This window comes from Mycobacterium sp. pR1184 (assembly GCF_041287235.1).
Classification (GTDB): Bacteria; Actinomycetota; Actinomycetes; order Mycobacteriales; family Mycobacteriaceae; genus Mycobacterium.
Genome location: NZ_JBGGKR010000019.1, coordinates 30,318 through 41,842 on the forward strand (window position 1 = coordinate 30,318; position 11,525 = coordinate 41,842).

11 protein-coding genes are annotated in these 11,525 nt (G+C 67.3%); 1 reads left to right on the plus strand and 10 read right to left on the minus strand.

What is annotated here, in order from left to right:
• Positions 1 to 12: 12 nt before the first annotated feature.
• The 9 genes from dapA to ACAG21_RS26095 form a co-directional block, all read right to left on the minus strand.
• Positions 13 to 915, minus strand: a complete 903-nt coding sequence (dapA, locus tag ACAG21_RS26055; protein WP_370499151.1) for a 4-hydroxy-tetrahydrodipicolinate synthase — start codon at positions 913 to 915, stop codon at positions 13 to 15.
• Positions 916 to 997: 82 nt separating this feature from the next.
• Positions 998 to 1,750: an FAD-dependent thymidylate synthase gene (gene thyX, locus ACAG21_RS26060; RefSeq protein WP_096286306.1), complete on the minus strand. Its 753-nt coding sequence runs from the start codon at positions 1,748 to 1,750 to the stop codon at positions 998 to 1,000.
• A 61-nt stretch (positions 1,751 to 1,811) separates the two neighbouring features.
• Positions 1,812 to 3,386, minus strand: a complete 1,575-nt coding sequence (locus ACAG21_RS26065) for an MFS transporter (protein ID WP_243393841.1) — start codon at positions 3,384 to 3,386, stop codon at positions 1,812 to 1,814.
• Positions 3,387 to 3,719: 333 nt separating this feature from the next.
• Positions 3,720 to 4,805 carry a restriction endonuclease subunit S gene (locus tag ACAG21_RS26070; RefSeq protein ID WP_370499221.1) on the minus strand — a complete coding sequence of 362 codons (1,086 nt, stop codon included), beginning with the start codon at positions 4,803 to 4,805 and terminating at the stop codon, positions 3,720 to 3,722.
• Positions 4,802 to 6,184 (minus strand): type I restriction-modification system subunit M, encoded by a 1,383-nt coding sequence (locus ACAG21_RS26075; RefSeq protein WP_370499152.1) that lies wholly within the window; start codon positions 6,182 to 6,184, stop codon positions 4,802 to 4,804. Before ACAG21_RS26075 ends, ACAG21_RS26070 begins: the two co-directional genes overlap by 4 nt.
• Complete coding sequence (locus tag ACAG21_RS26080) at positions 6,184 to 7,410, minus strand: winged helix-turn-helix domain-containing protein (protein WP_370499153.1); 1,227 nt, start codon at positions 7,408 to 7,410, stop codon at positions 6,184 to 6,186. Before ACAG21_RS26080 ends, ACAG21_RS26075 begins: the two co-directional genes overlap by 1 nt.
• 41 nt (positions 7,411 to 7,451) lie before the next feature.
• Positions 7,452 to 8,153: a cell division protein DivIVA gene (locus ACAG21_RS26085; protein ID WP_370499222.1), complete on the minus strand. Its 702-nt coding sequence runs from the start codon at positions 8,151 to 8,153 to the stop codon at positions 7,452 to 7,454.
• 55 nt (positions 8,154 to 8,208) lie between these two features.
• On the minus strand, positions 8,209 to 8,706 hold the full coding sequence (locus ACAG21_RS26090; RefSeq protein ID WP_370499154.1) for a dihydrofolate reductase: 498 nt from the start codon (positions 8,704 to 8,706) through the stop codon (positions 8,209 to 8,211).
• A complete protein-coding gene (locus ACAG21_RS26095; RefSeq protein ID WP_370499155.1) occupies positions 8,703 to 9,503 on the minus strand; it encodes a thymidylate synthase in 801 nt (266 codons plus the stop codon). The genes ACAG21_RS26090 and ACAG21_RS26095 overlap by 4 nt, the downstream gene beginning before the upstream one ends.
• 42 nt (positions 9,504 to 9,545) lie before the next feature.
• On the opposite strand from ACAG21_RS26095, the gene ACAG21_RS26100 reads away from it, so the two are divergent.
• The gene (locus ACAG21_RS26100; protein ID WP_370499156.1) at positions 9,546 to 10,295 is read left to right on the plus strand and encodes a dienelactone hydrolase family protein; all 750 of its coding nucleotides are present in this window, start codon (positions 9,546 to 9,548) and stop codon (positions 10,293 to 10,295) included.
• Here the strand turns inward: ACAG21_RS26100 and ACAG21_RS26105 are convergent.
• Positions 10,292 to 11,521 carry a glycosyltransferase gene (locus tag ACAG21_RS26105; protein WP_370499157.1) on the minus strand — a complete coding sequence of 410 codons (1,230 nt, stop codon included), beginning with the start codon at positions 11,519 to 11,521 and terminating at the stop codon, positions 10,292 to 10,294. The two genes, ACAG21_RS26100 and ACAG21_RS26105, sit on opposite strands and share 4 nt — an antisense overlap.
• Positions 11,522 to 11,525 lie beyond the last annotated feature (4 nt).

An 11,525-nucleotide genomic window follows, 5' to 3' on the forward strand; every position in this document is an offset into this window, starting at 1 on the left:
CCACCCCTTGGGTCACCGAAGTACCGAGGCCGCACGCATGTCGGCGGCCAGCGCGTCGATCTGCTCGGGCGTCGCGGGCACCTGCGGCAACCGGGGATCACCGACGTCGATGCCCTGCAGGCGCAGACCCGCTTTGGACAGCGTCACTCCGCCCAGGCGGCTCATCGCGTTGCACAGCGGCGCTACCGCGACGTTGATCTTGCGGGCGGTCGCGATGTCCCCGGAACCGAAGGCGGACAACAACTCCCGAAGCTGGCTCGGGGCGAGGTGAGAAATCACGCTGATGAAGCCCGTCGCGCCCATCGCCAGCCAGGGCAGATTGAGCGCGTCGTCTCCGGAGTAGTAGGCCAAACCGGTCTCGGCGATGATCTGGCCGCCACTGTGCAGATCGGCTTTGGCGTCCTTGATCCCGACGATGTTTGGGTGTGACGCCAGCACGCGGATCGTGTCGGGTTCGATCGGGACCACCGACCGCGGCGGGATGTCATACAGCAGCACCGGCAGGTCCGTGGCGTCGGCGACGGCGGTGAAGTGCGCGATCAGCCCGCGCTGCGGCGGCCGCGAGTAGTACGGCGTGACCACCAGCAGTCCGTGTGCGCCCTCGGCCGCGCTGGCCTTCGCCAGCTTGATGCTGTGCGCGGTGTCGTAGGTGCCCGCGCCGGCGATGACACGTGCCCGGTCCCCCACGGCTTCGAGGACCACGCGCAGCAGTTCGAGCTTCTCGTCGTCGCTGGTGGTGGGCGATTCACCAGTGGTTCCCGAGACGACCAACCCGTCGCAACCGGCGTCCACCAGGTGGTTTGCCACGCGCGCCGCCGCGGCGGTGTCGAGGGAACCGTCGGGGCCGAACGGCGTCACCATTGCGGTCAGCAAGGTTCCCAGACGCGCGGGGGCATCGAATCCGACAGAACTCACGGGTCCAAGATTACCTGGCGGTGCCAACCCGATTTCGCCGCCGCGCGGCTCAGGCTTCGGTGCGCGAGCCGGCGCAGTCGGCTCAGGCTTCGGTGGCCAGCGGACTGGTTGCGACCTCGGTGCCATCGGCCAGGGTGGAGATCTCGAAATCGGCGAACACCGCCGGCGCGACGTCGATGAGCTGACGCAGGCATTCGATGGCCAGCCGCCGGATCTCCACGTCGGCATGCTCGCTGGCACGCATGGCGACGAAGTGCCGCCAGGCGCGGTAATTCCCGGTCACGACGATGCGGGTTTCGGTGGCGTTCGGCAGCACCGCGCGGGCCGCCTGGCGCGCTTGCTTGCGGCGCAGCACCGCATTGGGCTGATCCGCGAACTTGGCCTCGAGCTTGGCCAGCAGCTCGGTGTAGGTGGCGCGGCTGGCGTCAGCGGCCGCGGCCAGGATCTCGCGCAGTTCGGGGTCGTCCTCCATGCCCGGCGGGACGACGATCTGCGATTCCGTCTCCGGGACATAGCGCTGCGAAAGCTGCGAGTAGGAGAAATGGCGGTGCCGGATCAGTTCGTGAGTGCACGACCGCGAGATGCCGGTGATGTAGAACGACACAGTCGCGTGCTCGAGCACCGAAAAGTGGCCGACGTCGATGATGTGTTTGATGTAACCGGCATTGGTGGCGGTCTTGGGGTTGGGTTTCGACCAGCTCTGGTAGCAGGCGCGCCCGGCGAACTCGACCAGCGCGGACCCGCCGTCGGCGTCGGTGGTCCACGGCACGTCGGGCGGCGCCAAGAACTCGGTCTTGGCGATCAGTTGCACGCGCAGCGGCGCGGTCTCGGCCACGGCGCTCACCCTAGCCCGGCGGCACGCGCGCCGCGCCGGGGGAACCGCCAAACGCGAAGGCTCAGGACAGCTCGTCGGAGGGTTCGGCATACCGCGTGACGTGGCGCAGATGCGCTCGCAGGGGCATCGGGCCGAGCGTTCTTTTCATCGCGTGCCCGACCCGAAGCCGCGGCGGCCGCTGCGGTTCGGGTGCGGTCGGCCAGACGGGCGTGGGCGTTTCGCCCGCGGTGTCCCCGAGGGGCAGCTTCTCGGTGATCGGTTCAGCGGGCACTGCCGGGTTGGCGACGGCCATCGCAGCGACGACGGCGCCCGCGAGATACAGCAATGCCGAAACCTCCAGTAGCCGGGTGAAACCGGCGTTGTTCAGTGGGCCTGCGGTGATTACCCCCAGGCACGCCACGGCGGTCAACGCGGAAGTCCGACCTACCGCGTTTTGGATCGCTGCCGCGATTCCGCTGTGGACGGGCTCAACCGAAACCAAGATGACCGAGCTCAGCGGCGTGATGGTGAGGACCAACCCGGCAGCCAGCATCAGCCGGCCCGGCAGCAGGTTTGTGAGGAAATCGAAATGATGACCGGAAGGGCAGATCGTCAGCAGTCCGATCGCGGCCAACACCGGGCCACCGGTCAGGAAGATCCGCGGGCCGACACGCGCAGCGGCGTTGCCCACCCGGCGGGCGAACAGCATCGACGCAACGGGAGTGGGCAGAGTGATCAGACCCGCCAGCAGGGCTGAATAACCCGCAACCTCTTGTAGATATAGCGCCATGGCGATGGAACCCAGCGTCAGGCCGCCGTAAATGAATGCGGTCGCCAGATTGGCCCCGGCGAAGTTGCGCATGGCGAATAGTTTCAGCGGCACCATCGGTTGCGGGGCGCGACGCTCCCAGGCCACAAACGCGAGCAGCGCCGCGACACCCACCGCTAATAGGGTCGCGACCAAGGGGTTGCTCCAGCCGCCCCGATTGGACTCGATGAGCGCGTACACGATGGCGCCGAGCCCGATCGCGGTCAACGCAGCACCGGCGAAGTCAACGCGGGCGCGTTCGACGGGACGCGGTGTCGGGCGCAGCCAGTATGTCAGCGCGAACGCAACGATGGCGGGCACCATCAGCAGGAAGTAAATCCACCGCCAGCCGAGGTAGTCGACGGCCAGTCCTCCGAGCACCGGGCCCAGCGCGAAGATCGTGCTGGTCCAGGCGGTCCACGCTCCGATGGCGGCGGGACGTTCGGTGCGGTCGAAGGTGGAATTGATCAGGGCTAGCGAACCCGGGACCAGCAACGCACCGCCCAGACCTTGGACAAGCCGAGCGACGATCAGCATCGCCGGCCACGCGGCAACGACCGCCAGGGCCGTACCCAGCGCGAAAGTCACCAAGCCGACGCGCAGCATCGGCAGTCGCCCGAACAAATCGGAAAGAGAGCCGCCCGGCAGAATCGCCACCGCGAGCGCCAGCAAATAGCCGTCGACAATCCACTGCTGCAGCGTCAAGCCCCCGCCGAGTTCGTGCGCTGTGGCGGGCAGGGCCAAGTTGATGATGTTGCCGTCGAGAAAGGTGACCATCGAAGCCACGATTGCCACAACCAGGACCCGATTCTTCGGAGCGACCTGGCGCGCATCAATGCGAAAGTTCACACGCCGCCCCTGGCATGTGTGAGATCGCCTGCAGCGCACGGCTATTTCCGCTGCATGATTAATTGCCCACGGGATCGCTTCGCAACTCTCCGGCGTGGGTGACATGCGAGTTGATTGACTTCGTAGTGCCAAAGGCTATGCGATGCAGGCGATCTCTCCGCCAGCAGGTTGCTATAACCACCCGCCGCTCCCGCCACCGCCGAGAACGCGGCCCCCGGCGCCGCCGCCCCCTTGGCGTGCGATGCAACTCGACATCTGCCCCTCCTCTCGGAACGACCACGTGTCCCCTCCCGACGAGGCGACGTCAGTGATGTATTCCAGCGTAAGGGCGATTTATGTCGACAACCTGTGAGTTGCGTGGGCATTGACTTCTGGTTTTATTACCCCCGTTATCAGCAACGGCAGCAACGCATCACGAAATGCTTCCAACCTTGCCGACTCGGCGCGCCGCGCATGGCACAGCGCGCCCGCAGCGGTGATCGTCTGTGCCGCATCGGCGCTCAGGCGCCGAACGTCGCGCACCTGGACATCTATCAGGTCTCGCGGCTGGATGCGTTGGTGACTGGGCGAGGTTCCGGCGGCCTGTTGCTGCAGTCGCTGCGAGACGTCGGGTTGCCCCACCGCGGCCCACAGCGCCGAGGTATCGACGCCGTCGGGAGTGAGCACGGCGAATTCCATACTCGCCACCGCCATTTCGCAAGGCAACTGCACGACATTCCAGATACGCGGAATCCGCGGGTTGAGCTTGGCGAACAACACGCACGGTTGCGACAACACGAACTTGTCGCTTTTCACCGTCGCCCGCTCGACGCGCCGTGCAGTGGCGCCGTCGTCGAACGCCGGAAGACTGAAATGCGCTACGAAGCCGTCGAATTGACGCGGTTTGCGAACGACCGTGGATAGTTGCGCCAGTTTCGACAGCGGTATGTGGTCACCGATCGGCTCGACAAGGCCCAGCATCAGCCGCTCGGCGGCGTTGATCACGCGTTCGTTGGACGCCACCTTGTCGTCGAAGGCGCCGAGTAGTGCGGCGATCCGCTGGCGTTGGCGTCCGGGAACGGTCCGCACCGAAACGTCGCGCAGAATCGCCTGATTGAGCAGGGGCTGGCCCGACCCGGCCCGATGATCGCCGAGCCGGCAGGTCTGTAACGCGTAATACCAGTAGCGGGTCTCGGCAGGCTCTTTGGCCCGGCACACCAGCGCGTTGTCGGTGACCCACGCATCGGAGTCGCAGTAACGCACACTGCCGCAATACGACCCGACGCGACCGAGCACGATCAGTGGGCCACTCGCGTTGGACTGCGCCGCGTACCCGATCGCGCCGTTGGCACCGTAGACGGGAAACCGCCCGCCGGGCACCCGGGCCGGCGCGCCGCTCCCGGAGCGGAAGTCGAGATACTCGCCCAGCGTCGCGTTCAGCACAGGCGACGCACCTGTTCTCGCAGCACCGTTTCCATTCGCGCGGATTCATCCAGCGCCACCAATAGGTCCCGGGTCAGCCGGGCGATCTTCTCGTCGGGCGGCTCCGCGTCCTCGGCGGTCGCCGGTGCACCGACGTAGCGCCCCGGTGTCAGCAGGTAACCGGCGGCGGCGATGTCTTCCAGCGAAGCGGATTTGCAAAATCCCGGAATATCCTCGTATACAAAATCTTTCGCCGACGACGACCCGCACCAGGCGTGGTAGGTGCCGCTAATCCGGACGACCTCGTCGTCGGTCAGCGCGCGTTCCGCCCGATCGACGAGATAGCCGAGCCCGCGCGCGTCGATGAACAGCACCTGCCCCGACCGATCACCTTTATCCATCGCAAAGAACCACAGGCACACCGGTATTCCGGTGCTGCGAAACAACTGAGCGGGCAGTGCGATCATGCAGGACACCAGGTCGGCGTCGACGATCCGCGCGCGAATGTCGCCCTCCCCGGCCACATTCGACGACATCGAGCCGTTGGCCATCACCACCCCGGCCTGACCCCCCGGCGCCAACTTGGCCAGGATGTGCTGAATCCAGGCGAAGTTGGCGTTGCCGGCCGCGGGAACACCGAAGCGCCAGCGCGGATCGTGCTCGTCGCGGGCCCAATCCTTGATGTTGAACGGCGGATTGGCCATCACGTAGTCCATGCGCACGCCGCAGTGCAGGTCTTCGACGAACGTGTCACCGTGGGCCAGGCCCGCGTTGTCGATGCCGTGAATAGCGAGGTTCAACTTCGCGATTCGCCAGGTCTGCTCGACGCCCTCCTGACCGTAGATGCGGACGTCGTTGGGGTCGCCGTCGCGGGCGGCGATGAAATTCTCGGTCTGCACGAACATGCCGCCGGAGCCGCAGCACGGGTCGTACACCCGCCCGCGCACCGGTTCCAGCACCTGCACGATCAGCCGCACCACGCTGGGCGGGGTGAAGAACTCACCACCCCGTTTCCCTTCTGCTCGCGCGAAATTGCCCAGGAAGTACTCGTAGACCTCCCCCATCAGGTCCCGAGGGCCCGGGCCAACCAACCGCGCGTTCTCCAACAGCTCGACCAGCTCGCCGAGCCGGCGCTGGTCGAGGTCCTCATAGATCCGCGGCAACAGTCCGGCCAGGGCCGGGTTTGCCGCCATCACCGCGCCCATCGCGTTGTCGGCGACCCGACCGATGCCAGGGGATTTCGCGTTGTCCACCAAGGTATTCCAGTGCGACGCGGAGATGTACTTCAAAAACACCAGCCCGAGCACAACGTCCTTGTACTGACCGGACGACAGGGATCCGCGCAACTTGTCAGCCGCTTTCCACAGCGTTGCTCTGAGCTCCTTGGACGACGTCATCAGCTGATCCGCTTGCGCAGTTCCGTGGCCAAGTCGCCGCGGCTCGAGACCGTAATCCCGCCCAGGCCAAGCCATGACGCCATCGACTCCAGCTCGCCGGCCAGTGCGGCGGCCACCCGGGCGCGCGGGGCTCGATCGGCTTCGGAGGGCTCGCCGAACGCCCCCACCACCCGCAGCGTGTCGGCGGTGCGATCGGCCTTGAGGTCCACCCGCGCCATCAGCTGACCGTCCACCAGCAGCGGCCACACGTAATAGCCGTACTTCCGCTTGGCTGCCGGGGTGTAGATCTCGATGCGGTAGTGGAAATTGAACAGCCGCTCTACCCGGGGCCGGAAGAAGATCAACGGATCGAACGGGCACAGCAGCGCGGTGCCGCGATCCAGTCGGGGCACGGTGCGCCCGGCGTGCAGATACGCGGGCGCCGACCAGCCGTCGACCTCCACCCGCTCGATCTCGCCGGCCGCGACGAGCTCGGCGATCGCCGGTTTGACCTGCTGGGCGGACAGCCGGAAGTAGTCGCGGATGTCGGCCTCGGTGGCCACGCCCAGCGCGGTGGCAGCGCGCAGGCTGAGCTCGCGGATGGCTTCGGCGTCGTCGACCTCGCGGGCCAGCACACTAGCCGGCAGCACCCGTTCCACCAGGTCGTAGTGGCGGGCGAACCCGACCCGGGTGGCCGTGGTGAGCACTCCGGAGGCGAACAGCGCTTCGGCCACCCACTTGGTATCGCTGCGACTGCCCCACCAACTTCCCCGCGGGCCAGACGTTTCGGCCTCGAGATGTGCCTCGATCTGTCCGGCCGTGCTGGGCCCGAGTTCGGTGACCGCATCGACGATCTTCTCGGCGAGCTCCGGGTTCGCCTTGACGATGTGGGTGCCCCACCGGCCGTGCCGGTACTGGCGCATCCGCCAGCGCAGCAGCGGCCAGTCGTCGACGGCCATCAGTGCGGCCTCGTGCGCCCAGTACTCGGCCAGCAACCGCGACGAACGCGGCCCCCAGGCGGCACGGTCCAGCACGTCGCGATCGTAGGGGCCGAGCCGGCTGAACACCGGAGCATAGTGGGCGCGCACCGCGACCGAGACTGAATCCAATTGCAGCACTTGGATTCTCGATATCAGCCGACGCAGGTGAGCGCGGGTGATCCCGCCGCCGGGTCGCGGCTCGGTAAACCCTTGGGCCGCAACGGCTATCCGCCGTGCCTGCACGGCGGTCAGCCTCCTGATCGACACGCGCCGAGAATACCGGTCAACCGGTCGCCTTCAGCGAAGGCTCACCCCGTGCCGACCTTCTCGTCGGCCGGTGCCGCAACGCTGTCCCGCGGCGGATTCTTCTGTTCGTGGTATGCCGCCTCGAGGGCGGCCGGAACCGCTTCCAGGTCGCGGTAGACGCCCATCAGTTGTTCCAGCACCTTGATCCGCCGGTCGGTCGCGGCGTTCACGGCGCGCCGCGCCTGCTCACGATCTCGCTCGATTCGCTCCCTGGCGTCGGCAAGCAGCTGCTCACGCGCCTTTTGAGCGTCGTCGCGCATGCTGGCAAGTTCGGCCTCGAGCGTTTCCCTGGTTTGACGGTATTCGGCTTCCATGGCCTTTTGCTGCGAGGCCAACTCCGCCAACACGTCGCGGTGCTTTCGCTGCTCGGTCTCGATTTCCGCCTCGGCCGCGGTGATCAGCGCCTCGGCCTCGGCTCGCGCCTCGGCCTGCATCTCGGAAATCTCCTCGACGGCGCGGCTCAGCATCTTTGCCATTCGCTGTTGCATCGCGTGCGGCGCGGGTGAGGTCTCGGTGAGCGCAGCGACCTCGTTGCGCAGCGCGGCCGCTTCCTCGCCGGAGTCCTTCAGCCGGGCCCGCAGGCTCTCGACGTCGTTGAGCAGCAGATTCTGCTTGGTGGTCAACATCTCGATGTGCGCATCGACCGCGGCCGAGTCATAGCCCATCCACTTGCGGGCGAACGCCGTTGTGGGTTCGGTGATCACTGCCAATTTCCCCTCCCTGGAAATTCGGTTAAGCGCCTAGCGCCGAGGCGAGGGCTCAGGACCGACGATAGCTGTGAAACCGATACCGCAGCCCCGAGCGGCTGACCTGCCACTCCCCCGTCTCGCCGAGCCATGTTTCGTCGAGCACCGGCGCCATCGCGTCCTCGTCCTCGCGGATCAGGTCTATCTCGATCTCGGTGACTTCACAACGGGCGGCGTGCGGCAGCGCGAGCCGATAGATCTCGGCGCCGCCGATCACCCAGGCTTCGGGGTCGGTCATGGCCCCGGAAAGAGCCGAGTCCAAGGAGTCAACCACGTCGGCTCCCTCGGCGACGAAGTCGCTGCGGCGGGAGAGCACGATATTGCGGCGCCCGGGCAGCGGCCGCACCCTGGCCGGCAACGAGTCCCAGGTCAGCCGGCCCATCACCACGGTGTGGCCCACGGTCACCTGCTTGAAGCGGGCCAGGTCTTCGGGAACGTTCCAGGGGATGTCGCCGTTGCGGCCGATGACACCGGATGTGGACTGAGCCCACACCATGCCGACGAGTGTCATACAGCGACGGGAGCTTTGATCGCCGGGTGCGGATCGTAGTTGCGCACCACGACGTCGTCGTAGGTGTAGTCGAAGATCGAAGCACGTTGGGCCAGAACAAGTTCCGGATACGGCCGTGGATCGCGACTGAGCTGCGTGCGCACCTGCTCGACGTGGTTGTCATAGATGTGGCAGTCGCCGCCGGTCCAGACGAACTCGCCGACACCCAGGCCGGCCTGGGCAGCCATCATGTGGGTCAGCAACGCATAGCTGGCGATGTTGAACGGCACGCCCAGAAACAGGTCCGCGCTGCGCTGGTAAAGCTGGCAACTCAGCCGCCCGTCGGCCACGTAGAACTGGAAGAACGCGTGACACGGCGGCAGGGCCATCTGCGGGATTTCGCCGACGTTCCAGGCCGATACGATGTTGCGCCGGGAGTTCGGGTCGGTGCGCAGCAATTCCAGCGCGGCAGTGATCTGGTCGATGTGCTCGCCCGACGGGGTCGGCCAGGATCGCCACTGCACACCGTAGATCGGTCCGAGATCGCCTGTGTCGCTGGCCCATTCGTCCCAGATTGTGACGCCGTGCTGCTGTAGCCAACCGACGTTGGAGTCGCCGCGCAGGAACCACAGCAACTCGTAGATCACCGATTTGAGGTGGACCTTCTTGGTGGTCAGCAGCGGGAAACCGGCCGACAGGTCGTAGCGCAACTGGTGGCCGAACAGGCTGCGGGTTCCGGTGCCGGTGCGGTCCGATTTGACCGAACCCGTCTCGAGGACCAGGCGCAGTAAGTCCTCGTAGGGCGTGGGGATCGGCACGCGCAAAGTTTACGTCCACCCACGCGGAGTAGAACGGGTGCCATGCCGAACATCACCGACACCATCACCACCGCCGATGGGACCTGCACGGTCCATCTGTTCACCCCCGGGGGCCCGGACACCCAAGCCCCCCACCCCGGCGTGATCATGTATCCCGACGCCGGCGGCGTGCGCGACACCTTCCAGCACATGGCGGCCAAGCTGGCCGGATTCGGCTACACGGTGCTGCTACCGGACGTGTATTACCGCCACGCCGGCTGGGCCCCGTTCGACATGGCCAGCGTGTTCGGCGACGAACAGGAACGCAAGCGCCTGTTTTCGATGGTCGGCAGCCTGACGCCGGACAAGATCACCAGCGACGGCCGCGCCTTCTTCGACTACCTGGCGGATCGCCCCGAGGTATCCGGTGAACGGTTCGGCGTGTGCGGTTACTGCATGGGCGGGCGCATCTCGGTGATGGTGGCCGGCCGGATTCCCGACCGCGTCGCGGCCGCGGCGTCCTTCCACGGCGGCGGCCTGGTGTCCGACACCGCGGACAGCCCGCATCTGCTGGCCGAGAAGATGACCGCCACGGTCTACGTCGGTGGCGCCGAGAACGATGCGTCGTTCACGGCCGAGCACGCCGAGCAGCTCGACAAGGCGCTGACGGCGGCCGGTGTGCGGCACACCATCGAGTGGTACTCCGCGGCCCACGGCTTCGCGGTCCCGGACAACGCGCCCTATGACGAGGCCGCCGCGCAGCGGCATTGGCAGGCGATGGCGGAGGTCTTCGCCTCGGCACTGCCGCGCTAACGCCTCGTCTGACTCACCGCGTCGACCAATAATTTTGCGGCCACCGCCGCGCCGTCGCCGCGGGTCATGCCCGCCACGGCGTGCGCGCGGGCGCGGGTTTCGTCGGTCAGGACCATCTCCAGCGCGGCCGGCAGCGAGCCCGGGGGCGGCGTCGGACCGTCGCAGGCGGTGCCGACGCCCAGCTCTGCCACCCGGATGGCCCAGTACACCTGGTCGGCCCCCTGCGGCACGACGAGCTGAGGCACGCCGGCGCGCGCTGCCGTCGTCGTCGTGCCCGCACCGCCGTGGTGCACGACTGCGGCCACCCGCCCGAACAGCGCTTGCTGGTTGACCTCACCGACGGCGAGGCAGTCGTCGCGGTCGTCGATGGGGACCAGCTCGGCCCAGCCGTGCGAAAGCAGCACGCGCCTGCCCTGGGCGCGGATCGCCTCGATCGCCATCGGGACGACGTCCTTGGAACCCCACAGCGGCATGCTGCCGAAGCCCAGGTACACCGGCGGCGTGCCGGCGTCCAGGAACTCCTCCAGCTCGGCCGACAGGGGACGCTCGTCGGGCAACACCCAGGCGCCGGTTTGCACGACGTGCAGGTCCGCGAGCGGCTGCCACGGGCCCAGCGTCGGGTCGGCCGCCAGCCACGGGCGGTCGGTGTAGGCGTAGCCGCGCACGTCGTCCACCGGGGCCAGGCCGATCGCCGCGCGGTGACTGTTGAGCGATGGACCGAACAACATGGTGGCGTTGTGGGCGTTGTGGTTCCACATCATCCGGTTGTCGATCTCGCTCGTCCCCATTCCCCGGCCGACGAACTCCGGCGGCGGGTGATACGGCGACGGCAGGTGGGTCGGGTGATAGCTGCCGTAGACGTAGTGGATGCCGAGTTTCTCGGCGACCGAGCGTGCGCCGGCCGCCGTCCACACCAAAGCGGTCGCCACTATCGCGTCGCAGCCCTGCGCCGCGGCGGCGACCGTGTCGAACTGCGCGGCGAGCAGACCCAGCACATGCGCGCGCACGTCGGCCTCCGACGACTGCGCCGCCGCGGTCGTCATCGCGCGCACCGAAGGACCGAATCCCACCAGTGGTATCCCGAAATCGGCTGCCCGCTCGGCGAATTCGTCGTCGGGCGGCGCGCACACCACCGCCTCGGCGCCGAGCGCCTGCAACTGCACCGCGACCGCCAGCAATGGTTCGACGCCGCCGCGCGTGTCGTACGTCGACAACAGCACCCGCATGGCG

Excerpts from the sequence above, each read along its gene's own strand:
- ACAG21_RS26090 (WP_370499154.1), bottom strand. The coding sequence starts at position 8,706 with ATGACACTCGTCGGCATGGTGTGGGCTCAGTCCACATCCGGTGTCATC.
- ACAG21_RS26105 (WP_370499157.1), bottom strand. The coding sequence starts at position 11,521 with ATGCGGGTGCTGTTGTCGACGTACGACACGCGCGGCGGCGTCGAACCA.
- ACAG21_RS26100 (WP_370499156.1), top strand. The coding sequence starts at position 9,546 with ATGCCGAACATCACCGACACCATCACCACCGCCGATGGGACCTGCACG.
- ACAG21_RS26075 (WP_370499152.1), bottom strand. The coding sequence starts at position 6,184 with ATGACGTCGTCCAAGGAGCTCAGAGCAACGCTGTGGAAAGCGGCTGAC.